A 23,831-nucleotide genomic window follows, 5' to 3' on the forward strand; every position below is an offset into this window, starting at 1 on the left:
ATTTATAGAGATTGGTAAAATGAAATTTTTTGTAAATTTAAATTTCCTGCATTTGGACAAAGTGAAAGCAGAGAAATGCCTAAATATCAGTTTCTAGATAGGTCATTTCTCCTTTTGTCATCTCGGCCTGTCCATTTGTCAATTCAATCATCCATTCTGTGAATGCCTGCTGCTGCTGTTCTTCCACAAATACTTCAAATTCGACATTTTCTTGGTACTGAATATTCTTAAGAATATAAATGGATGATCTTAATTCGTTTTCAATCTTTCCTAGCCAAGAATAATCAATTGTAATATGGAAGACCTGCATCAACTTTCTTTCGACGATTCCTACAGCATCTAGTCCTTCCGATGTAGATTTCCCATAAGCGCGGATTAGACCGCCGGCCCCTAATTTAATTCCTCCAAAATAACGGGTAACGACCACGGCGGTATCCTTTAGTTTTCTTTTTTTCAAAACCTCAAGGATCGGCACGCCAGCTGTACCACTTGGTTCTCCATCATCATTGGCTTTTTGAATTTGATCATTCTCGCCAATGAGATAGGCAGAACAATTATGGGTGGCATCCCAATATTTTTTTTTCAGGGCTTGGATAAATTCCTGTGCTTCCAATTCAGTTTCCGTTCTTTGGACATGGGCAATAAATCGTGATTTTTGAATAATAATTTCATGTTCACCAGCTTGTTTGACTGTATGATATCGAGGCAACATTCAGAGTGCTCCTTCCTAAATTTCATAATGGTGTAATATAACTTTAATATGGCAGTAAAATATCCATGTTATAATAAAACAGATAAAAGTAGTGGAAACCTATTTTATGGGCAGATAGTGGTACTTCTATTATACTACTATTTTGTATGTAAATAATGGTAACATCTATGTTCAGATTAGCAAATTGATTCAATCCAATGTAAAATATGTTACAAGACATGTAGGTAAAATCCAAAGATAATGAAATGATTTGTTTGAAATTAGAATATTGTTTAGCCATAGCGCTCAAACGCTTATTGCTTTTCTTATCGGAGGAATGTGTATGAAGATTAAGCAGATCAATGTGAAATCAATTGATGAAATTCGTGAAGAAATGATTGAAACTGTTACGTGCAGCAAAAGTGACATCTTCCAGATAGGTGAGCAATGCCGTCAAGATTATGAAAATATGATCAATGAATTAGAAAATATTAAACAAATGATGGTAAAACTCACAAATGAAGGCGAGGTACTTGAAAAACAAGTCCTTGAAGCGCGGAGCATGCTGTCAGAAGTCAGTATGAATTTTAAAAATTACTCTGAAGAAGAGGTCCGTGATGCCTATGAAAAAGCCCATCAACTTCAAATGGATTTATCCATTAATTGGCAATACAAAAAGCAGCTTTTGGATAAAAGAGCCGACCTTGAAAATCGCCTGGTAGGGTTAGATGAAACGATTGATCGTGCCGACCAGTTGATATCGCAAATTTCAGTTGTAATGAATTACTTAACCAGTGATCTAAAGCAGGTTGGCAAGGTACTTGAACATGCAAAAGCCAAACAAGATTTTGGATTAAAGATTATTGAAGCACAAGAAGAGGAACGCAAACGGCTTTCAAGGGATATTCACGATGGCCCCGCCCAAATGCTTGCCAATGTCATTATGCGTTCGGATTTAATCGAACGTGTCTATAGGGAAAAGGGCGCGGATGAGGCTTTTTCTGAGGTCAGCAGCTTTAAAAAAATGGTCCGTTCGGCACTTTATGAAGTCCGGCGGATTATCTATGACCTTCGTCCGATGGCATTAGATGATTTAGGTCTCGTCCCTACCCTCAGAAAATACTTGCGAACCATCGAAGAATATCATAACCAATCAAAGATTGATTTTGTGAATATCGGACTAGAACGCCGGCTTCCGACTAAGTATGAAGTCGCGCTCTTTCGGATGATACAGGAATCAGTGCAAAATGCATTAAAACATGCAAATGCCTGTGAAATCAAAGTACGGTTAGAAATAACCAATGCATCAGTTACCGTCTTAATTAAGGACAATGGTATCGGTTTTGATATCACACAAAAGAAACCTGAGTCATTTGGCATGATCGGAATGCGTGAGCGGGTTGAACTGCTTGAAGGTGAACTTACCTTTGATTCAAAAATAGGCAAGGGGACCGCTGTACTGATTCGAGTCCCACTAATTAACTAGATAAACTATGAACCTACCGTCAATGGAGAAAATTTCGAAATTAGAAGGCATAGGAGGCGTTAAAATTGACTACGAAAATTGTCATTATAGACGATCACCAACTATTTAGAGAAGGCGTTAAAAGAATACTAGAGTTTGAAAAATCGTTCCAAGTTGTTGCTGAAGGTAATGATGGATGCGAGGCATTAAGTTTAGTAGAAGAATTCCATCCTGATGTGGTGATTATGGATATCAATATGCCACAAGTAAATGGTGTCGAGGCTACGCGTGAATTGGTCGACAAATACCCTGATACGAAGATTATTATCTTATCCATTCACGATGACGAAAACTATGTGACCCATGCATTACAAACTGGTGCCATTGGTTACTTATTAAAAGAAATGGATGCAGATGCCTTAATAGAAGCGGTCAAAGTTGTCGCTGAAGGCGGATCGTATTTACATCCAAAGGTTACTCATAATTTAGTAAATGAGTACCGCAAGCTGGCAGCGGGCGTCGCTCGCAGTGGCGGGGCTTACCTGCAAACAATGGAAATTCGCCGTCCGTTGCATTTATTGACACGCCGCGAATGCGAAGTTCTTCAAATGCTTGCCGATGGAAAAAGCAACCGTGGTATTGGCGAAGCTTTATTCATCAGCGAAAAAACAGTTAAAAATCACGTCTCCAATATTTTACAAAAAATGAACGTTAATGACCGCACCCAAGCTGTTGTTGTCGCCATTAAAAATGGTTGGGTCGAGGTTAAGTAAGTAGAGTTAGTTTGGGGCATGCTGATGAGCATGTCCTTTTTTGTTTGAGGAATTAATGCAATTTCTCCACATTTCATATAAAATACCATATAGAGTTAAAAAGATAAGGATGGTATTTTTTTTATGAGGACAGCCGTCGTGACGGATAGTACTGCGTACATCCCAAAGGATCTGCGCGATAAATGTAATATACATATGATCCCGTTACATGTAATCTTTGGAAACGAGGTTTACCACGAAGAAGTGGATATTTCATGGAAGCAGTTTTACGAAGAGGTTAAGACGAAAGAGTTGCCAACCACTTCCCAGCCACCCATCGGCCAATTTATTGAGCTTTTTGAGAGTCTTGCGAAGGAATATGATGAAGTCATTAGCATCCATCTTTCCAGTGGAATCAGCGGTACCTTTCAAGGTGCGGTCGCGGCCAGTACGATGGTTGAAGGCATTAGGGTGCACCCCTTTGATTCCGAAATCAGTTGCATGGTGCAGGGGTTTTATGCAATTGAAGCAGCCAAGTTGGCATCTAAGGGCGAGGATTCTGAAACGATTGTGGCTCATTTAGAAGCATTAAAAATGACCGCCCGTGCCTATTTCATGGTGGACGATTTAGCTCACCTGCAAAGAGGGGGACGCCTCTCGAGTGCCCAAGCCTTTATCGGCAGTCTTCTTCAAGTGAAACCATTGCTTCATTTTGAAAACAAAGTCATTGTTCCATTTGAAAAAATTCGCACCCGTAAGAGAGCGATGAAACGAATCGTTGACCTTCTTGATGAGGATGCCTCTAGTGGCATCAGCTATCAAGCTGTTATAATCCACGCCAATCGTGAGGGAGAAGCCAGGGAGTGGCGCGACGAGCTGGCAGTCAAGTATCCTAACGTTGATTTTACAATCAGTTACTTCGGCGCCGTCATCGGTACCCATCTCGGCGAAGGAGCCATGGGTCTGGGCTGGATGAAAAAATTAGATAAGTAAGCAAGTTAGGAAGTTAGTTACCATTCCGTCCTTTGGGCCGGAATGGTTTTTAATTTTTGGGGGTGGTGGAAGAATTGGGGTTTGGCGAAATCATTTGAGGATTGGGCGAAATAATTTCGGAGGTCAGCGAAATCTATCCCCAGTTTGGCGAAATAACTCCAATAGTCGGCGAAATCCAGCTCTGAGTCGGCGAAATCCACCGGCACGAGAGCTAGTCTAAAAACGAGTCCAAGAATATGATTCGAAATCTCTAAAATGGGTAATTAAAAGGGGTTTGGCGAAATCATTTGGGAATTCGGCGAAATAATTTCGGAGGTCAGCGAAATCTATCCCCAGTTTAGCGAAATAACGCCAATAGACGGCGAAATCCAGGTCCGGGTCGGCGAAATCCGTCTAACCACAATATCAAAGACATCAAACTGACACATATCCATAATAAATCCTCAAATAAGCAGGAAATCATATAAACTTTGTAGAAATTTTTCAAAAAAGATAAAGGAGCTGACGATTAACTTGATCATGAAAGGCTTAACCCCACCCCAAAGACTATTTTTAACAGAAATCCTAAAATTACGTCTCATCATTGGCCATAGAAAATATCAAGAAATTGAAAAAGACCTAGCGAAACGGCGGGCTGGATACTGGGGAGAAATTGCCTTAGCAAACTACGTTAAAGAACTTCCACAGGATAAATACCTCATCTTCCATGACCTTCAACTCCAATACAATGGTATCCACTTCCAAATAGACACATTTCTACTCTCTCAAAACTACATCCTTATCATCGAAGCCAAAAACATTCTGGGTACGTTAACATTTGATAATAGCTTCAAGCAACTTATCCGAACACATGAAAATGGAACAGAAGAATCCTTTGAGGACCCGCGCGTCCAGTGTCAACGACTTCAATCCCTCTTTCGTAATTGGCTGATCAAAAACCATTGCAATATACTCCCTGTTGATACTCTAATTTTTTTCAAAAGTACAAGTACCATTTTGAAAACTAATTCCGGAGACAAAACGGATTTTTCCAAAATATGCAAAGGAAGAGACCTCTTTAATAAGATTGATGGCATGGAACAACGCTATAAGCATGAAAGAATCGAGATTGAGACCATGTCCCAAATCGGCAACCTACTCCTAAGCCAACACAGCCCAAAACCAATCGACATTCTAAAAGAATACAATCTAACAGAAAAAGATATACGCAGTGGTGTTTGCTGCCCGAATAAAAAATGCAATTATATTCCGATGAATTACAAAAGAGGGGTTTGGAGCTGCCCCACTTGTCATACTATCTCGAATGATGTCATTCTAAAAAACCTCAGTCACTATTTCTACCTCTACAAGCCAACGATCACCAACCAAGAGGCAAGAGTATTCCTGCATCTCCCAACCATTCATACCACACAAAAACAACTTCAAAAACTAGACCTGAAAACAACAGGAAAAACAAAAAATCGAATTTATTATCTCATTCCAGAGAAGGTGACCCAGTGCGCTTTATCATAAAAAATAACCTACTAATACCAACCAACACACAAGAAGGCTCACTCCCAATTTCGAAATTGCCCAGCATCCCTCAGCCGCCGCTCCATCCAGCATTCTCCAACAATCCTGACCTGCAGCAGCTTCTCACCGGCAAACAGCTCCTCCCTGAGGATATCCCATTTCCATTCGAAGAAATCCAGACCCATTACGAAAATGGCTATATCACCTACCGGAGAGGAATCTACTATGAAGGGAAAAAGCCAGTTTGTGCCCGTTGCGGCAACAAGGAGCCTCACTGGTTTGCTGCCTACCCATGCTCAAGATGTGGAGAAACCTGTCTCTATTGCCGCCATTGCATAATGATGGGAAGGATCAGTGCATGCACTGCGCTCATCGGCTGGAATGGCCCGGTGCCTGACACCCAAATTCCAGCAACCATCAAACACTGGCAGGGGACACTCTCTAAGGGGCAACAGGTTGCATCGGACCATGTAACCACCGCTATTCAGCACAATCAAGAACACTTAGTTTGGGCCGTATGTGGGGCAGGGAAAACCGAGGTCCTTTTCTCGGGAATTGAAGCGGCACTTGCTGCTAAAAAGAGAATCTGCATTGCAACGCCACGGACTGATGTCGTCTTAGAACTCACACCCAGACTGAAGTCCGCCTTTCCTGAAATAAAAATCGCTTCCCTTTACGGTGGAAGTAAGGACCGCCATGTCTATGCTCCCCTCACCATTGCAACCACACACCAGTTACTCCACTTTTACCATGCCTTTGATGCCATTATATTAGATGAGGTCGATGCTTTTCCGTATACAGTCGAGGAATCGCTTCAGTATGCCGCCATCCAGGCCCGAAAACCGTCCTCCGCCATGATTTACCTGACTGCCACTCCCAATCAAAAATGGCAAAGGGAATGCCGTACAGGAAAACGAGCATTTACTACGATTCCAGCACGTTTCCATCGCCATCCGCTCCCAGTTCCCGAGTTTGAATGGTGCGGTAATTGGCAAAAACAGCTGCAAAAAAATAAGCTCCCGCCCAACGTCCTCCGCTGGATTACCGAGCGGATTCATGCAAACAAGCAAGCCTTAGTGTTTTTTCCACATATCCCTTTAATGGAAAAAGCTCTCCTTATCTTACGCCAATTGGCTACATCCGTAGAAGCGGTCCATGCCGAAGACCCTGACCGCAAAGAAAAGGTGCTAAGAATGCGTTCCAAAGAAATCCCGTTGCTTTTGACGACGACGATTCTTGAACGGGGGGTAACCTTCCCAAACATTGATGTCGCCGTGGTAGGGGCTGAAGATGCTGTTTTTTCAGAAAGTGCCCTCGTCCAAATTGCTGGAAGAGCGGGGAGAAGCAAGGATTATCCAAAGGGGGTAGTGACCTATTTTCATTATGGAAAAACCGAAGAGATGGTTAGGGCAAGAAAGCAAATTGTCTCGATGAACCGGGAAGGGATCAAAAGGGAATTACTCGACAAGTAAAGGGAATTTTAATAATGAATTTATTCCAACAAAAACGCTGTCTAATCTGCCATGAAGTGATTGTGCCAAGCATCGGCTGGCAAGCTATTTTCTCCATTGAAAAGGAACATCTCATCTGCCCTGTCTGTGAAGGGAAATTAGAACAAATTCACGGCGACCAATGCCGAATATGCAGCCGGCCCTTTTCCCAAGTAAATGATCAATTTCGCAATGAGGATGTGTGCCATGATTGCTTTAGATGGGAGGAAGATCCGAAATGGCAAGGAAGCCTTGAGAATAACCATTCCTTTTTCCTCTATAATGATTTTTTAAAAGAAGTTATTGCAACATTTAAATTTCGCGGTGATTATGTATTAGCAAAGCTATTTTCGGAACTTTTCAAGGGGGAAATTGGCGAATTATCCCCAGACCTGCTGGTGCCAATCCCATTAAGTGACGAACGGCAATATGAGAGGGGATTTAATCAAGCAGAGGCACTTCTCATAGAAGCAGGCTTTTCGCCTGTACGTCTTCTCAGTCGTGTCCACTCTGAAAAGCAATCGAAAAAATCTCGGTCGGAGAGAATCCATCTTCCGCAAGTCTTTCAGGTGCATTCGGATGTCAGTGTAACAGGGAAAAAAGTGGTCCTAATCGATGATATTTACACAACTGGCTCCACACTAAGGCATGCTGCCAAACTATTGAAGGAGGCAGGTGCAGCCAGCATCCAATCGCTAACACTTGCTCGATAGTTAATCCGTCAAATCGGATGGATTGTTCATTTTACGCTGTTGTGAGCTTCTCACTGGATAGTTGTCCCAATAAAGTTTACAATAATATTGAATAACCATTCATTTTAGTAATAATAACCAGTGGGTGTCAAAGGATGTGCAGAACCTTGTCACTATATTCCCCTTGTTTTTGTCAATAAATCGACAAAATTTTTGTTCTGATTTAGCAGGATAATCATAGGGTAAAATAGAAATGTTATTACATAGCCTTAACTAAAGGAGGAATCCACAAATGAATTATAACGTTCGTGGTGAAAACATTGAGGTAACTCCAGCAATTAGAGAGTATGTAGAAAAGAAAATCGCAAAATTGGAACGCTATTTTACTGAAGCACCTGATGCAAAGGTAAACGTGAATCTAAGATTCAATCAAGATAAAACTTCTAAAGTAGAGGTAACGATCCCGCTGCCACACCTTGTTCTTCGTGCTGAAGAAACAAATCTTGATATGTATGCTGGGATTGACTTGATAACTGACAAATTAGAGCGTCAAATTCGCAAGCACAAAACAAAGGTTAACCGCAAATTCCGCGAAAAAGGCGATTTTCCAATTACATTTGCAACAACTGAAAACACAGAAGTACATGATTTAGATGAGGATGAATTAGAATTAGTTCGTACCAAGCGCTTCGACCTTAAGCCAATGGACAGTGAAGAAGCCATCCTGCAAATGAACATGCTGGGTCATAGCTTTTATGTGTTCACAAATGCAGACACACACCGTACAAACGTTGTTTATAAGCGCCGTGACGGCCGATATGGTTTAATCGAAGCACACTAAACATATATAAAGTAGAACGCTGCTCTTAAACGGAGCGGCGTTTTTTTGTTGTATAGGAAATTTGGTGCTAACTTGTTTTTTCTTTAAAAAGTCCCTTCTGAAAGTTATCCCCATGTGGATAACCGAGAATTATTGAAATTTACTCACAATTCCGTGAATGATATCCACAATTTTCAGAAGATATCTACAATTCCCCGCCACTTATCTACAAATCCACCAACTTGCCTACAATTCCTACAAACAAAAACAAAAAAGCCAGCGATACATGATCGCCGGCCTATCAAAACAAAATTTTATTTTCCTGCACCGCAGCAGTTCTTGTATTTCTTGCCGCTTCCACAAATACATGGATCATTACGGCCTACATCAATTTGCTTTACTTTTGGCTTTTTCTTAACGGCTTCACCGTCTTCTTTTGGATTCACTGCTTGACCTTTTGCTACTTCTTGGCGCTCAAGATTATTGCGGATTTCAGCCTTCATGATGTACATGGCCGCTTCGTCCTCAATCGATTGAACCATCGCTTCAAACATCGCAAATCCTTCATGCTGGTATTCTCGAAGCGGATCAATTTGACCATAGGCACGTAAATGAATCCCTTGGCGTAGCTGATCCATTGCATCAATATGATCAATCCACTTGGAATCAACCGCACGCAGCGTTACAACCTTTTCAAATTCGCGCATTTGCTCATCGAAGAGAATCTCTTCTTTTTCATCGTAACGTTCCTTCACTTTTGCAAAAATCGTATCGCGGATTTCGTCCGGTTCTTTTCCTTTCAAGTCATCTACTGTAATGTCCCCTTCATGGAGAAGAGAGGCATTCACAAAATCGATGATGGCTTCAAGATTCCATTCTTCTTCATCCTCATGACGTGATGCATGAGCATCAACATTTCGCTCGATGGAGTTTAAAATCATCTTTTGAACGATGTCACGGAGATTTTCAGACTCTAGTACTTCATCACGCTGGTTGTAGATAATTTCACGTTGCTGACGAAGAACATCATCATATTGCAAGAGTTGTTTACGAGCATCAAAGTTGTTGCCCTCCACACGTTTTTGCGCTGATTCAACTGCTCTAGATACCATCTTACTCTGAATTGGCTGTGTATCATCCATGCCAAGTCGTTCCATCATGGCTTTCATATTATCTGATCCAAAGCGGCGCATCAGTTCATCTTCCATGGATAAATAGAACTGAGTAATACCCGGGTCCCCTTGACGACCAGAACGTCCACGAAGCTGATTATCAATCCGTCGGCTTTCATGTCGCTCTGTTCCGATGACAGCAAGTCCGCCTAATTCTAATACCCCTTCACCGAGCTTAATGTCCGTACCACGGCCAGCCATGTTCGTTGCGATGGTGACGGCACCTTTGTGTCCAGCTTCGGCAATAATCTCCGCTTCACGTTCATGGTTTTTCGCGTTCAACACATTATGGCGAATCCCTTTTTTCACTAAATAATTGGAGATTAGCTCAGATGTTTCAATCGCAACCGTACCCACAAGTACAGGCTGTCCTTGCTGGTTGCGCTCCGCGATATCCTCGACAACGGCACGGAATTTACCGTTCATAGAAGAGTAAATTAAATCAGGACGGTCATCACGGGCAATAGGGCGGTTCGTAGGAATAACAATAACATTCATGTTATAAATGTTACGGAATTCTTCTTCTTCCGTTTTTGCGGTTCCAGTCATCCCTGCCAATTTTTCATACATCCGGAAGTAGTTTTGGAACGTAATCGTAGCCATGGTCATACTTTCGTTTTGAACTTCGAGTCCTTCTTTAGCCTCAATTGCCTGGTGCAAGCCTTCGCTGTATCGGCGGCCTTTCATTAAACGGCCGGTGAACTGATCAACGATAACAATTTCGCCGTCTTGGACCACATAGTCAACGTCAAGATGCATGCTGACATTTGCTTTTAAGGCCTGGTTAATATGATGGTTTAAGGTTACGTGGGACATGTCGAAAAGGTTATCAATGCCGAAAGCTTTTTCAGCTTTACTAATTCCTTCCTCTGTCAACATAACGCCCTTCGTTTTTTCATCGTACGTATAATCTGTTTCTTTTGAAAGCATCTTAACAAAGCCATTCGCCTGAATATAGAGGACAGCCGATTTTTGTGCCGACCCTGAGATAATTAACGGTGTACGCGCTTCATCAATTAAAATCGAGTCAACTTCGTCAATGACTCCGAAGAAAAGTGGTCGCTGTACTTTTTGTTCCTTATATAGGACCATGTTATCACGCAAGTAATCGAAGCCAAATTCGTTATTCGTACCATACGTAATATCAGCGGCATAGGATGCTTGTTTTTCTTCCTTATCCATACTATTTAAATTTAAGCCAACCGTTAAACCGAGGAATTGATATAATTCACCCATTTCGGTGGCGTCACGACTTGCTAAGTATTCATTGACCGTAACAACGTGAACACCTCGACCAGAAAGTGCGTTCAAATAAACTGGCATGGTCGCAGTTAACGTTTTACCTTCCCCTGTTTTCATCTCCGAAATGTTCCCTTCATGAAGAGAAATTCCCCCCATTAACTGAACATGGTACGGATATAAACCGAGCACACGCTTGGCACCTTCACGGACAACGGCAAACGCTTCAACCAGTAGATCATCTAATGATTCCCCGTTTTGATAGCGGGACTTGAACTCTTCCGTTTTCTCGCGCAGCTGGTCATCGGTCAACCTCTCTGTTTCCGCAGCCAGTGCGTCAATTTTCACCGCAAGCTTGTCTAACCGCTTCAGCTCACGCTTGTTCAAATCAAACACTTTATCTAAAATCCCCATATCTGATGAACGCTCCTTTTTATCGAGACTAATACACTATTTAAAAAAATCCATTCAAGAATATTCGCTATTTTCCTTTTTAATCTTACCATTTCCACAATACAGTGACAACAATGATAGAAGGAAGCAAGATTCGTACAATCATCTATTATATTTCCTTCCAAGTCAATCACTTCAGCTTGGACTTCTTCGATAAGTTCGATTTTTCGTCAAATATGACAGACTTATGACGTGATTTTGAGAATGTGTTTCAACTAGAAATTCAAATTCTAAAAAAACATGAAAATTGTATAAAAAGCCATAAAAAAGAATAAATATTCAAGCGTATGCAAAGTAAACAACATTACCGTAGTATTAAATATCATTGTGATAACAACATTTATGTATTGTTATTAGTAGAAAATACCCATATTGTTTGTTTGAAAAATTATTCACAAATTGTACATTGGAATATACTCTTACAATGTTAGATACTACCTTTAGAGAGGTTAATATGGAAAATAAAGAGAGAGAAAGAATCCAAAATGGGAAGGGTGGGTTAAGTGGCCATTTGGGGGAAAAAAACTAAAGAAATAGATCCCGAAAGTAGAGAAGATAGAAAAAAAGCTGGCCTGATTCGAGGATTATGGCAAAAGTTTCGAGGAATTGACTGGAAGAATCCGGTTAACATGTGGAAATTACTGTTTGTTTCACTTGTTGGCTGTATCGTTGTATTTGGTGGAGGGTATGGAGTTCTAACCATGACCAACTCACCGACATTCTGTGCAAGCTGTCATGAAATGGCACCTGAATATTCAACGTTTACTGCAAGTGCCCACAATCAGATTTCTTGTGTACAGTGTCATATTAAGCCAGGTTTCACCAACATGATTACCCACAAAATGAAATCAGTGAAAGAAGTTTACTACCATGTAACTGGTGTACCTGAGCAAATTGTTCAAACCGAGGAAGAAGCAGTTTCAAATGAAAACTGCTTGCAATGTCATTCAAAGAACCGACTCGTAACTGCATCTGGGGATTTAAAAGTAAACCATAAAGGACATATTGAACAAGATATTCCTTGTATTACCTGCCATGCAGGGGTCGTGCATGCGAAGATGGCATCTCGTGGAATCAACGTCGAAGAAGTTCGCGGCAAGTGGACTACTGAGAGTGCTGAGAAATTAATGGAAAAGAAATACCTCAGGCCAAACATGGGAACATGTATTGATTGTCACGATCAAGTTAACAACGGCGTCAAACCTTGGAAAGAAGCTTCTTACAGCGTTCCGCCAAATCCGGAAGAGCTTGAGAAGAAACAAGAAGAAAATAAAATAGCTGGCTCAACGGAAGCTACACAAGTGTCAGCTGAAGCAGCAACTGAGGGAACACAGGGCGAAACCACAGATGCTGAAGCACTAGCCGAACACGATCAAAAAACGCAAGATATCATTTTGCAAGCAATTGGAAAACAACAAAAAGACGTGAAGCTATCAATGGCCTGTGAAACTTGCCATAAGAAAGTAAAAGTTCCAAAGAGCCATAAGGTCGTAGGCTGGAACGGTAATCATGGCGGCACAGCTGTTCAAGAGTTAGATAAGTGCGTAAACTGCCACCAGGATTCGAAATGGTTCAGAGCAATACCGAAAGAAGATATTATTTCAATCCTTAAGATGAAAGAAACCAAAACAAAATATACACCTAACATTACAATCGTTAAAGATCAATCACGAATCAATAAATTCTGTAGCGCATGCCATAGTAACCGTCCAGCAGGACACGTAGACAGCGACCAATGGTTAACAGACCACGCGTCTAAAGCGAAAACCGCTGATCAAAAGTCTGAATGCTTCATTTGTCACGACCGTGAAAAGCCAAAACCAGGATCATCAGAAGTTAAAGCACCAACAGATGTTTATTGCCAATACTGTCACAGAACAGGCTTTAAATCAGATAAGAAAAAATAATCGATTTTTGTTCAGGAGGGTCGCTTTATGGAAGAAGAACAAGAAACGCGGTCGGCCCCTCCCCGTTTTCGCTTTAAAGGAAACGAATTTCGCTATAAGTTATTCAAATATCTAACTCTAACTGTGTTGTTCCTAGCTATCTTCTTCGGTCTAAGCTTTGTGGGGCTAGAAACAACATCCAGCTCAGAATTTTGCGCATCCTGTCATGAGATGAAACCTCAGTTCTATACATGGAAAGCTTCATCTCATAGTGAGGTAGACTGTGAAAGCTGTCATATTGGATCGGGAGCAGAGAATTACGTAAAAGCAAAAGGTAGCGGAATTAAGGAATTATATAAAACGCAAACTGATACCTATCTGGCACCAATTAAGATGCCGAATCTTATACCTGACCAAGCTTGCGAAACCTGTCACAACATGAAAAACCGAGAAGTCACTCCTTCTGGCGATATCATAATACCTCACAGCAAACATAAGACGGAAGGGATTAAATGCGTACAGTGTCATAGCGGTACTGCTCACGGGGAAATATCTGATCGAAAGGTAACTTATAAGAGTGATTATGGAAAATGGGATGAAAAACTAGGCACCGTGCTAATGAGTGATAAGAAGTTTACTAGTCCGCAAATGGACACATGTATGGAATGTCATGAAGCAAGGAAAGCAACATTGGAATGTAGTGCTTGTCATGAAACATCAATGGTTCCTAAAACTCATAAAACACAAACTTTTAAAACAGTCGGACATGGGAAAATACAACCATCTGAATTGAAAAAATGTGAGCAATGCCATTCCTATATGTCCAGTGAAAAGTACGACTTATTTAAGGAAGACCCAAGCTATACTAAATTTTTAAATAATGAAACTACAGCTGCTAATACTAATAAAGTTACAGTTTCACAATATGCAAAAACAAACACATTTTGTAAAGAATGCCACGGAAAAAGTCCAGAAAGCCATCAAATTGCTTCTTTTGAGACGAAACATGGCAGTATATCAAAGGATACACAAAAATGCTTTGTTTGCCACGCTAACCGGATTACAAGTGATTCACCGGTAACAACGGTTCAATGTGCTTCCTGTCATCCGAGTTCACACGGGGACAGATTTAAGGAGAAACACCCGTTCCACTTAGCAGTAAATCAAAAATACGAAAAATCATGTTTAAAATGTCACGTTGAAAAAACGTGTTCAAAATGCCATAAGTCAAATATAAACCATAAAGTAAACGAATAGATTCCGAGAGGGGATTTACCATGGAAGCAGAAAAAGTACCTCAGGAAGTAGAGGAAAGAGCAGCCAAGAAACAACCCAAGAAGTTTAGGAAGAAAACTGGGATCCTATTATTATTACTGACATTAATTATTACTGTTGGTACTGGATATGCTCTCGGTCACTTTTATTTTTGGAATAGCATTGATATGAAACGAGTAAATGAGCAGTTAGATTACTATAAACAAGAGGTAAAAAAAGATCCTGCTAATCTAGAAAACCGTATCGTACTTGGTTATACCTATTATTTAAAAGGTGAGCATGATGAAGCGATTAAACAGTTTGATTTTGTCCTTGAGCAAGATAAAAATTATTATGATGCGCGTTACAACATGGGTTTAGTCTATCTGTCTGAAGAACGATATAATGAAGCGCTTATTGAATTTGAAAAAGCTGTCAAAATCGCTCCTAAAGACTATAAGGGCCATGTGCAAATGGGAATCGCCTATCGTGGGTTAAAAGAGTACGATAATGCTACCAAGTCACTTGAACAAGCCAATAAGCTGGCTCCAACCAATTCCGACATCATTTATCAAATTGGGATGGTAGCAGAAGCTCAAGGAAAATATGCAGATGCGATCTCTATTTATAAGGATTCACTCCAGTATGATCCATTGTTTAAAGATGCAATCGATGCATTAGATAGATTAAAAGATAAAGACACAAAGGCTGAAGGTGAATAACGATGAAAAGACGTAATGTGTATATCGGCATGGCACTCATTGCTATAGCTACGGCAGCAGTTTTTACCTTCCTTTTCCTTAATCAAACAAAAGCAGTTGATACAGGATTGTTAAAAGTTATTAATCCAAATGGGGCACCAAACTACAGTCAAGCGCTTACGGGTGACTTTAATAAGCCTTTTGATAAGCCTATGGATGTAACCGCCAATAGTTCGTTTACTTATGTATCAGATACGAATAATAAACGTGTACTGGCATTTGATGTCGGCGGCAACCTGTTGTTCGCATTTGGCGAGGATGGAACCGGCAAGGGGCAATTTAAATTTCCTTATGGAATCTCTACAGACGAAAATGGAAGAGTATTTGTTGCCGATTTATATAATGGAAATATTTCAATATTCAATGAAAAAGGAAAATTCATTGATTATTTTGCCAAAAAGGTAATGACTAGTAAAAAAATTGCAGCACCAGCTGCATTGAGAATTATTGATAAAAAAGTGTACATTACCGATATTAAAACAAATAAAGCTTATGTATTTGACTTAAACGGAAAGCTGCTTCTTGAAGTCGGCAAGCCAGGCACTAAAGATGGCGAATTTAACGCTCCAAATGGCATCACCGCCGATGAAGAAGGCACTATTTATGTCGTGGATACTGCAAACCAGCGCGTACAGATTTTTGATAAAACAGGTAAGTATAAAAAGATTATCAATGGATCCACTAATGGCAAGGGCGAATCCATATTTGTCAACCCAAGGGGGATTGGCATCGACAGCCGTGGCATCATGTATGTTGTCAGCAACTTGACCCACCTTGTTTATGGCTTTGACAAGGATGGTAAGAGAGTATTTGAATTTGGCGGCATGGGTGAAAACAACGGACAGTTCTCTCTGCCAAACGGCTTATTCATCGACAAAAATGACAATGTTTATATTACGGATACACTAAACATCAGGGTTCAAATCTTTAAATAACAGTTCCAACACTGCCAGAACAGTAATGACTAATTTAATAGTCTATTCCTTGGCATTAAAGGGGGTGGTATAGAAAAGAGAAGCAGTATCTGTTTTTTTCATAGAATATAAAAACAAAAAAAAGAGAAAAAGAGAGATTTATTTGGGAGGTTTCAAGAATGAGAAAGTTTAGCTTTAGCTTACTTTTTGCGATCATGTTAGTAGGCATGTTTGCTGCAGGAGCATCTGCTGCAGGCACAACTATGACTCCTGGTCAAAAAGGTACATCTATTACCAATGCAAACAAAACAGCTGAGGGTGTTGACACAAATGACGGTACTACAGCTGGTACTGTTATCAAAGCTTTAACTGGCCAAAAAATGCACACTTCTTACCAAAACAACACCAACTCTTGTGCAAGCTGTCACCAAACACACACTGCAAAAGGCGACTCATTACTATTTTCAGATAGTGTATATAACACTTGTACTGCATGTCATGATGGTACTTTAGGATTTGCTAACGTATTCTCTAGCGGCGAAACTGCTAAAATGACTGGAGCTGGTACTTTCGGTGGTACTCACGGCGCATCTCAGCACCAAGCTAACGATACAGTAAAAATCAGTGCTGCACCAGGTGGAAATCACACTGAAGGTTCTAAAACTAGTGGAACTGGATGGGGCGAAAACTTCAACTGTGCAAGCTGTCACGCACCACACGGATCTTACTCTGACCGTTTACTTGCGTACAATCCGAACGGTATTGCTTCAATGCCAGCTTCTCAAGGTGGTATGCAACTAGAAAACGTTCCTGTAGTTGATACTTTAGATGCACAAACTGCAGCTGTAGTTTTACTCCGTTCTACAGATGCTAACGGTGTAGTAACTGTTGCTCAATACAACAAAGGTACTTCTAGCTATACAAAATCTGAAGCTCCATGGTTATATGGCTATGACAACCGTACAGACGGAAAAACTTACTGGTCTCGTTTGATGGAAACTGATACTACTGTTGCTGCCTACGGTTCAACAGCTGGCGTATACTTCGATTACGAACATGCACAAGCATATTCAACTTCTCCTGCCGGTGCAACTGCATTGGGTAAAGCAACAAAAGGTTTCTTAGCTCGTCCTGTAGTAGTTAAAATGGAAAAAGATGAAGTTACACACTCAATCAATCAGGCTGCATACTTCGGCGGATCAACTGTAGCTAAAATGGGCGTATCTGAACAAAAATTGAAAGATCTTGGCTACAATGTAAAAGCTGATGGCACCGTAACAGGTATTGGTGTAGCAATGTCCAAATTCTGTGCAGCTTGTCACACTGATTATCTAACTGCTTCTGGAACTAAATCAACTCACTTCGAAGCTGAAAATGCAGCATACCGTCACAGCACAACCAGCGACTCTTACACTTGCGTACGCTGTCACTATGGTCACGGTACTGATGCTTACATCATGAAAGATTCTCTTGGACGTACAATTAAAGACTTAACTGCAACTGGTGGACAGTTCGCAGGTGATGAAGCAGGAGCTCTAGGTTACATGCAAGATAACAATGCTTCTTCTGCTCTTAAGAAGTTCACAAATATGTCAGTATGTTGGGCTTGCCACAACAGCTCTCACGCTGAATCAATCAAGAACACTGAGCGTTCTGCAGACCATCCAAATGGAATGCCAACAGGCTATTAATAAAATAAGCTAACAATTAGCAGCAACTAATTATTAGCTCAAAATGAAATATTCAGATTATAAGGTGTTATGCTTTGGCATAACACCTTATTTAATTACTAATATAGTAACATTTAAGTCACTAAATTGTCATTCTTTTCTTTTAAGTGTAAAAACTTAAAAAAAATACTTCAAATAATTCTAGTCCACATTTTACAATTTATATATGAATTTTTATTGAATATTATCCCCTTCCTCTAGTTCCTTCCCATCAATAGGAATAAAATAAATATGAAGTACAACATTTTGCCACTACATAAATAGTAGAAACGAGGGGTGCTAAATGAGGAAAAGAGGACTCCTGCATAAAACAAAGTTGCTTGTACTAGTTATACTTGTTTTATGTATTCAAATATTTGGATCCTATCAAATATCGAAAATATCCCTTGTAAATGCTGAAGGGATTGGAACAGACCCAATAGTAACAATAACATCTCTTGAAACAGGTGAATTCTTAAACATAGGTAGTATAACCATTTCGGGTACAGTTGAAAATTATACCCCAGGAATGAAAGTCAACCTGTTTAATGGATCTGAGCCAATTGGAACGCCATATGAAGTAACTGGGAATAGTTGGAGTATACCAGATGTTCTTTTACCAGAAGGAACACATAATATTATTGCTAATCTTGTAGATGCTGAAGGAATAACTGTTGCCTCCACGACTATTAATAATCTAACGATTGATCTTACACAACCCGCTATTACATTTGTGAACTTAGTTGAAGGTGCTTTTTCCAAATCTGGTTCGATTGAGCTAGCTACCGAAACAGATTCAGCTGTGCAAATTTGTATGGGGAACTGCGATGGTACTGGAACATGGATAAATGTCCCAAAAGATAGTAATGGGAAATGGATTTACACTAATCCGCAGATGGAAGAAGGCGCTCAAACCGTTTCTGCAAGAGCGATAGACCGTGCAGGGAATGAGGGAGCACCAAAACCTATTACTTTTACATTAGATACATTACGTCCCAATATTTTAATGAAAAGTATTGTTCCAACTTACACAGAGGATATGACTCAAGTTTCAATAAGTACGGAAATAAAATTCAGGGTTTCCGATGCCAATGCATTAAAGGAAACAGAAATTGACAAAAGTATCAGAGTTACAAGTAATGGTAAAGATGTTCCAGGTGATGTACATTATGACAAGACCACAAAAGAAATTTCATTTATACCATCCGTAAGACCCTTATCATTAAGCACAAAATATAATGTTTTTATTAGCCCCTTGGGAGTTATTGATTCTGCTGGAAATAGTGCTTTTCCTAGGTTTTGGTCATTTACGACGGAAAGTGCTCCACCAATTAAGGATGAAGAGAGTGGACAGCAACTTTATGGAATAGCATTAAACGGAGAAAATGTTCACCGGGAAAGTCCGCATGCCGTTTATGCAAATAATGTGAATGTATGTGTCAATTGCCATAGTACTCATGAAGCAACTAATCCAAACCTATTGGATCAGAAAAAAAATAGTGGAAATGCTAATACTAACCTATCTGTCGATAACTATTGCATGGCCTGTCATGACGGGACAGTTGCACCTATGCCTGAAAATAGCCAAGCCACGCACAAGCATTCTTCGGCAATTGACATTTCCGGGAAACCGAGCGGCAGTTCCTGTGCAAGTTGTCACAATCCACATTTAGAGCGGTCAGAGGGTAATCCTAATTTAGCACAGGATCATATTGTTTATACGCATGCTCCTGATATTCAAAAGGACAACAAGCCTGTTGGAAAAATAAGCAGCAAAGAACAACTATGTGAGTCCTGTCATGAAGCAGATAGTGGTGGGAAAATTGCGCAACATGACGTAGAGTATCGAGTCTTCCAATATAAAAAAAATATTAATGCAATAGGGATCTATGAAAATTATGAACTCTGTCTCCGATGTCATAATTTGAATACCAAAAATAAGTATAAGGGAATTGCTGATATTGCGAGCTTTTACAATAATTTGACGGAAGAAACTATGGAAGAATACGAAACAAGCAATCCTGGCTTTTCCTACTCTAAAAGGGAGATTTCCTTGGCTGAGAACCAATTTTCCAGACATATTATAAAGGCACAGGATGGAAGCCCTCTTGCCGGGCACATTCCATGTGCAGAGTGTCATGATACCCATGGGTCTGATAATATAAAAAATCTTAAAGAATCTTTAGGGCACGAGGATGTACAGTCCTTTAATGCTGGAGAAACAGATCGTAAAATTGTGAAAGTGCAAATTGGTTCCAATGAGCGCGAGTTTACTATATTAACAGATGCCAAGGAACGGGTATTCTGTCTCTCTTGTCATAATGGAACAACAGCCATTTATGGGGTTACAGGACAAAAATATGACGAAACCCTTTATGAACATAAGGATTATCCGGATAAGACATGCTCTTACTGTCATGGAAGAGGGGAGACAGATGTCGAAAAAGCTTTAAGTGCTTCCCACGCTCCTAAAAAAGGGGTAATACCCACACAATAAAACTAAAATCGAGAGGAGTTCTCCTCTTGATTTTTTTGTTCCTGGTATTTGGTTTATTAACTTGATGTACATCTCCGCTATTGAAATTGATGCTAAAGATATAGAAGTACGAATTATGTCCTTTTTAACAAATTTGATTGGAGTGATTAAATTGAAATGAAAGGAACAATCTCTATAAGGGAAGGCATAAACTTTTTAACGACCAAACTTTGAAATTTAGGCGCTTATCACGCTATAATGGTTAAGGAACTGAACAATGATTTCGGAATAAAATGCGATATAGGTAATTTTTATAGAGGTGAAGATAATGGAATTAGCAGAAATTCGTAATGAACTTGAAAAAACAGCTAAGAAATTAGCGGACTTTAGGGGGTCTCTTTGACCTTGAAAATAAAGAAGCAAGAATTGCTGAATTAGACGATGAGATGCTTCATCCTGATTTCTGGAACGATCAGCAGGCTGCACAGACCGTCATTAGTGAAGCAAATGGATTAAAGGACCAGGTCAATGAATTTTATGATCTGAATAACAGCTTTGAAAATTTGGAATTAACCTACGAACTTGTCAAAGAAGAAAATGATGAAGAATTACGTGCGGAGTTGGAAGAGGAACTCGGGCAGTTAACAGCTCGTTTGAGTCAATTTGAACTACAGCTTCTTCTTAGTGAGGAGTACGATAAAAATAATGCCATTCTAGAACTTCACCCGGGTGCGGGTGGAACGGAATCACAGGACTGGGGATCGATGCTGCTGCGGATGTATACTCGCTGGGCTGAGAAAAAGGGCTTTAAGGTTGAGACCCTTGATTACTTGCCCGGAGATGAAGCGGGGATTAAGAGTGTAACGCTCGCGATTAAGGGGCATAATGCGTACGGCTACTTAAAGGCGGAAAAAGGGGTCCACCGTCTGGTAAGGATTTCTCCATTCGATTCCTCAGGCCGTCGTCATACGTCTTTCGTTTCCTGTGAAGTCATGCCTGAACTCAATGATGACATTCAAATAGAAGTCCGGACAGAAGATTTAAAAATTGATACCTATCGTGCGACAGGTGCGGGCGGACAGCATATTAACACTACCGATTCGGCCATCCGGATTACCCACCTGCCAACTGGTGTAGTTGTCACGTGTCAAGCGGAACGTTCACAAATTAAAAACCGCGAGGCAGCGCTGAAAATGCTAAAAGCCAAGCTGTATCAATTGGAAATTGAGAAACAAGAGCAAGAGCTTTTGGAAATACGAGGCGAACAAAAAGAAATCGGCTGGGGAAGTCAAATTCGATCATACGTATTCCATCCTTATTCGATGGTGAAAGATCACAGGACTAGCACAGAAAGCGGGAACGTTCAGGCTGTTATGGACGGAGATTTGGACCAGTTTATTAATGCATATCTCAGATCGAGAATTTCATAAATTGGACATATTTATAGCCTTTGCCGACTAATTCGGCAAAGGCTTATTTTTTGGGAACTATTTGCCGATCTAGATGAGGAGTGTGTGATCGTTACGTTGAGGATAAGTAGATTACTCTACATTTTGAAGTTACACTTCCGCAGAGAGCATTTCAAACATCTTATCATGATTTTCCAATTTGTTATCGATGTGTCTAAAATAACTTCTAAATTCCGTTGCATTATTTTTAACTGTTTGCTCAAGTGAGTGAATACTTTCCTCCACTTTATCTAATCGTTGATTTACACCAGTAAATTGTTCATCCATAGCATTGAACCGCTGATCCATAGCATTGAACCGTTGATCCATAGCATCAAACCGCTGATCCATAGCATCAAACCGCTGATCCATAGCATCAAGTCTAGTTTCAATCTTATCAATCCGCTGATCCATGGTATCAAGTCTAGATTCGATTTTATCAAACCGCTGATCAATTTGTTCAAACCGCTTATCAATCTTTTCGAACTGTTGATTCATTTGTTCCATCATTTGCTTTAACAACTGCTCCATTATGTTCACCTCCTATTCAACATATTATAACATTCATTGATATTTTTTTAGCAAAACAATCGATAATCTCTCCAAGAGAACCTTCCTTATAAAAACCGCTTTACTAGCAAATGCTAAGAGAAAAATTTAATCCTTTACCACGTCAACTTACTGCCATTTACACCAATATTTACCCATGCTATACTCACTTTCGGTTAATAGAAAGTATTTAAAATTTTGAGGAGAATAGCTTTATGAATATCTTAAGTAATTTAACACTTACCTATCCTAAAACGAGAATAGCAATCGATTATCTTTTTGTATTAATTGGTGCGGCAATCATTGGTTTAACTTTTAATGTTTTCTTACTTCCGAACCAAGTGGCCTCAGGCGGAGTAAGTGGTATTAGTACGATTCTAAAGACAGTACTCGGGTGGGAGCCTGCCTATGTTCAGTGGGCGTTTAATATTCCATTATTTGTAGCCGGTGTGGTTTTATTAGGAAAGCAGTTTGGTGTGAAAACCCTTGCGGGAACGATTTTTTTACCATTAGTAGTTTTTTTTACAAGGAATTTAGATCCTTGGACAAATGACGCACTTCTTGGAGCTCTGTTTGGGGGAATTGGTGTAGGACTTGGATTGGGCATAGTCTTTAGGGGAAGAGCATCGACGGGCGGGACTGACCTGGCAGCGCAAATTATTCATAAATATACAGGTTTTTCTCTAGGACGATGCGTTGTCATTATCGATGGTTTAATAGTGCTAGCTGCTGCGATTGTATTTGATATCGAAAAGGGTTTGTATGCGTTGATTGCCCTTTATGTAACAAGTAAAACAATTGACCTGATTCAGGTTGGTTTCGGCCGATCAAAAATGGCAATGATTATTACTGGTAAACAAGAAGAAGTTCGTGCCGGAATTTTGAATAAAATAGACCGTGGTGTGACAAAACTATCAGCATATGGTGGATTTACTGACCATGAACGGCCAGTTCTTATGTGCGTGGTAGATCAATCGGAGTTCACAAAATTGAAACAATTGGTTAAAGCCCTTGACCCATCTGCATTTGTTGTTGTTATGGATGCAGCTGAAGTGTTAGGCGAGGGTTTCAAGCGGGCATAGGATTGGTATAATAGGGCATTGATGGTAATATTTTCCGAAGGGGGTAATAACATGAAAAAGAAGTGGGTTACATTTCTGATGGGAACTGCATTAGTAATGGGTCTGGCTGCCTGCGGAGGCGGGGATAAAGACACAAGTAAAGACACAGGAACTGACAAAGGAACGGAAACAGCAAGCAGTGATGCAGCAGCGAAGATTTTTGATCAAAAATGCTCGAGCTGTCATGGCGGCGATCTAACAGGTGGTATGGGCCCAAATCTTACCAAGGTTGGCTCTAAGTACTCTAAGGATGAAATCTTGAATATCCTTAAAAATGGTAAAGGGCAAATGCCTGCAAACGTAATAACTGGCGATGATGCAAACCAAGTTGCTGAGTGGCTTGCTGCCAAAAAATAAAAGACTCGAGAAGCGTTCTGTTTGAAAAAACAGGGCGTTTTTTATTTCTCTAAATAAAAAAAATGTCGAGTTTTGTA

Annotated in this window: 19 protein-coding genes; 16 read left to right on the forward strand and 3 right to left on the reverse strand. The window is 40.2% G+C overall.

Annotation, left to right across the window (positions count from 1 at the left end; translation table 11 throughout):
• Window positions 1–79 precede the first annotated feature (79 nt).
• A complete protein-coding gene (locus BR30_RS0126900) occupies window positions 80–712 on the reverse strand; it encodes a YigZ family protein (protein ID WP_026567728.1) in 633 nt (210 codons plus the stop codon).
• A 322-nt stretch (window positions 713–1,034) separates the two neighbouring features.
• On the opposite strand from BR30_RS0126900, the gene BR30_RS0126905 reads away from it, so the two are divergent.
• From BR30_RS0126905 to hpf, 7 genes are all read left to right on the forward strand, one after another.
• Entirely contained in the window at window positions 1,035–2,177 is a 1,143-nt protein-coding gene (locus tag BR30_RS0126905; RefSeq protein ID WP_026567729.1) for a sensor histidine kinase, read from the forward strand.
• A gap of 65 nt (window positions 2,178–2,242) precedes the next feature.
• Window positions 2,243–2,929, forward strand: coding sequence for a response regulator (locus tag BR30_RS0126910; RefSeq protein ID WP_026567730.1), 687 nt, complete (start codon window positions 2,243–2,245; stop codon window positions 2,927–2,929).
• Window positions 2,930–3,052: 123 nt separating this feature from the next.
• Entirely contained in the window at window positions 3,053–3,901 is an 849-nt protein-coding gene (locus tag BR30_RS0126915) for a DegV family protein (RefSeq protein ID WP_026567731.1), read from the forward strand.
• Between the two features lie 519 nt (window positions 3,902–4,420).
• Window positions 4,421–5,413, forward strand: coding sequence for a nuclease-related domain-containing protein (locus BR30_RS34700; RefSeq protein ID WP_155928868.1), 993 nt, complete (start codon window positions 4,421–4,423; stop codon window positions 5,411–5,413).
• Window positions 5,398–6,885 carry an ATP-dependent helicase ComFA gene (locus BR30_RS0126925; RefSeq protein ID WP_026567732.1) on the forward strand — a complete coding sequence of 496 codons (1,488 nt, stop codon included), beginning with the start codon at window positions 5,398–5,400 and terminating at the stop codon, window positions 6,883–6,885. The genes BR30_RS34700 and BR30_RS0126925 overlap by 16 nt, the downstream gene beginning before the upstream one ends.
• Before the next feature lie 14 nt (window positions 6,886–6,899).
• Window positions 6,900–7,616: a ComF family protein gene (locus tag BR30_RS0126930; RefSeq protein WP_026567733.1), complete on the forward strand. Its 717-nt coding sequence runs from the start codon at window positions 6,900–6,902 to the stop codon at window positions 7,614–7,616.
• 271 nt (window positions 7,617–7,887) lie between these two features.
• Window positions 7,888–8,436, forward strand: a complete 549-nt coding sequence (hpf, locus tag BR30_RS0126935) for a ribosome hibernation-promoting factor, HPF/YfiA family (protein ID WP_026567734.1) — start codon at window positions 7,888–7,890, stop codon at window positions 8,434–8,436.
• Between the two features lie 293 nt (window positions 8,437–8,729).
• Here hpf and secA read toward each other — a convergent pair whose 3' ends face one another.
• Window positions 8,730–11,240, reverse strand: coding sequence for a preprotein translocase subunit SecA (gene secA / locus BR30_RS0126940; RefSeq protein WP_026567735.1), 2,511 nt, complete (start codon window positions 11,238–11,240; stop codon window positions 8,730–8,732).
• Between the two features lie 542 nt (window positions 11,241–11,782).
• On the opposite strand from secA, the gene BR30_RS0126945 reads away from it, so the two are divergent.
• The 7 genes from BR30_RS0126945 to prfB all read left to right on the forward strand — a co-directional run bounded on the left by BR30_RS0126945 (window position 11,783) and on the right by prfB (window position 21,709).
• Window positions 11,783–13,186, forward strand: coding sequence for a cytochrome c3 family protein (locus tag BR30_RS0126945; RefSeq protein ID WP_026567736.1), 1,404 nt, complete (start codon window positions 11,783–11,785; stop codon window positions 13,184–13,186).
• Window positions 13,187–13,213: 27 nt separating this feature from the next.
• Window positions 13,214–14,422 (forward strand): cytochrome c3 family protein, encoded by a 1,209-nt coding sequence (locus tag BR30_RS0126950; RefSeq protein WP_026567737.1) that lies wholly within the window; start codon window positions 13,214–13,216, stop codon window positions 14,420–14,422.
• 20 nt (window positions 14,423–14,442) lie between these two features.
• Entirely contained in the window at window positions 14,443–15,141 is a 699-nt protein-coding gene (locus BR30_RS0126955) for a tetratricopeptide repeat protein (RefSeq protein ID WP_026567738.1), read from the forward strand.
• 2 nt (window positions 15,142–15,143) lie between these two features.
• Window positions 15,144–16,115 (forward strand): 6-bladed beta-propeller, encoded by a 972-nt coding sequence (locus tag BR30_RS0126960; protein ID WP_026567739.1) that lies wholly within the window; start codon window positions 15,144–15,146, stop codon window positions 16,113–16,115.
• 158 nt (window positions 16,116–16,273) lie between these two features.
• Entirely contained in the window at window positions 16,274–17,785 is a 1,512-nt protein-coding gene (locus BR30_RS0126965) for a cytochrome c3 family protein (protein WP_026567740.1), read from the forward strand.
• 322 nt (window positions 17,786–18,107) lie between these two features.
• The gene (locus BR30_RS0126970) at window positions 18,108–20,300 is read left to right on the forward strand and encodes an Ig-like domain-containing protein (protein ID WP_026567741.1); all 2,193 of its coding nucleotides are present in this window, start codon (window positions 18,108–18,110) and stop codon (window positions 20,298–20,300) included.
• A 307-nt stretch (window positions 20,301–20,607) separates the two neighbouring features.
• Window positions 20,608–21,709, forward strand: a protein-coding gene (prfB, locus tag BR30_RS0126975) for a peptide chain release factor 2 (protein ID WP_155928870.1) whose coding sequence is annotated in 2 segments (ribosomal slippage) — window positions 20,608–20,679 and window positions 20,681–21,709 — 1,101 coding nt in all. Because the reading frame shifts where the segments join, the coding sequence is not laid out codon by codon here.
• Window positions 21,710–21,838: 129 nt separating this feature from the next.
• Here the strand turns inward: prfB and BR30_RS35475 are convergent.
• Window positions 21,839–22,258 carry a DUF16 domain-containing protein gene (locus BR30_RS35475; protein WP_051633810.1) on the reverse strand — a complete coding sequence of 140 codons (420 nt, stop codon included), beginning with the start codon at window positions 22,256–22,258 and terminating at the stop codon, window positions 21,839–21,841.
• Between the two features lie 233 nt (window positions 22,259–22,491).
• Here BR30_RS35475 and BR30_RS0126985 point away from each other — a divergent pair, with 233 nt between their 5' ends.
• Complete coding sequence (locus BR30_RS0126985; RefSeq protein WP_026567743.1) at window positions 22,492–23,358, forward strand: YitT family protein; 867 nt, start codon at window positions 22,492–22,494, stop codon at window positions 23,356–23,358.
• A gap of 51 nt (window positions 23,359–23,409) precedes the next feature.
• Window positions 23,410–23,754: a cytochrome c551 gene (gene cccB, locus BR30_RS0126990; protein ID WP_026567744.1), complete on the forward strand. Its 345-nt coding sequence runs from the start codon at window positions 23,410–23,412 to the stop codon at window positions 23,752–23,754.
• Window positions 23,755–23,831 lie beyond the last annotated feature (77 nt).

The organism is Bacillus sp. UNC41MFS5, assembly GCF_000686805.1.

What these genes read in the sequence shown, in the direction of transcription:
- secA (WP_026567735.1), bottom strand. Translation starts at nt 11,240, where the DNA reads ATGGGGATTTTAGATAAAGTGTTTGATTTGAACAAGCGTGAGCTGAAG.
- BR30_RS0126955 (WP_026567738.1), top strand. Translation starts at nt 14,443, where the DNA reads ATGGAAGCAGAAAAAGTACCTCAGGAAGTAGAGGAAAGAGCAGCCAAG.
- BR30_RS0126930 (WP_026567733.1), top strand. Translation starts at nt 6,900, where the DNA reads ATGAATTTATTCCAACAAAAACGCTGTCTAATCTGCCATGAAGTGATT.
- BR30_RS35475 (WP_051633810.1), bottom strand. Translation starts at nt 22,258, where the DNA reads ATGGAGCAGTTGTTAAAGCAAATGATGGAACAAATGAATCAACAGTTC.
- BR30_RS0126915 (WP_026567731.1), top strand. Translation starts at nt 3,053, where the DNA reads ATGAGGACAGCCGTCGTGACGGATAGTACTGCGTACATCCCAAAGGAT.
- BR30_RS34700 (WP_155928868.1), top strand. Translation starts at nt 4,421, where the DNA reads ATGAAAGGCTTAACCCCACCCCAAAGACTATTTTTAACAGAAATCCTA.
- BR30_RS0126965 (WP_026567740.1), top strand. Translation starts at nt 16,274, where the DNA reads ATGAGAAAGTTTAGCTTTAGCTTACTTTTTGCGATCATGTTAGTAGGC.
- BR30_RS0126985 (WP_026567743.1), top strand. Translation starts at nt 22,492, where the DNA reads ATGAATATCTTAAGTAATTTAACACTTACCTATCCTAAAACGAGAATA.
- BR30_RS0126905 (WP_026567729.1), top strand. Translation starts at nt 1,035, where the DNA reads ATGAAGATTAAGCAGATCAATGTGAAATCAATTGATGAAATTCGTGAA.
- hpf (WP_026567734.1), top strand. Translation starts at nt 7,888, where the DNA reads ATGAATTATAACGTTCGTGGTGAAAACATTGAGGTAACTCCAGCAATT.
- BR30_RS0126960 (WP_026567739.1), top strand. Translation starts at nt 15,144, where the DNA reads ATGAAAAGACGTAATGTGTATATCGGCATGGCACTCATTGCTATAGCT.
- BR30_RS0126970 (WP_026567741.1), top strand. Translation starts at nt 18,108, where the DNA reads ATGAGGAAAAGAGGACTCCTGCATAAAACAAAGTTGCTTGTACTAGTT.
- BR30_RS0126900 (WP_026567728.1), bottom strand. Translation starts at nt 712, where the DNA reads ATGTTGCCTCGATATCATACAGTCAAACAAGCTGGTGAACATGAAATT.
- cccB (WP_026567744.1), top strand. Translation starts at nt 23,410, where the DNA reads ATGAAAAAGAAGTGGGTTACATTTCTGATGGGAACTGCATTAGTAATG.
- BR30_RS0126950 (WP_026567737.1), top strand. Translation starts at nt 13,214, where the DNA reads ATGGAAGAAGAACAAGAAACGCGGTCGGCCCCTCCCCGTTTTCGCTTT.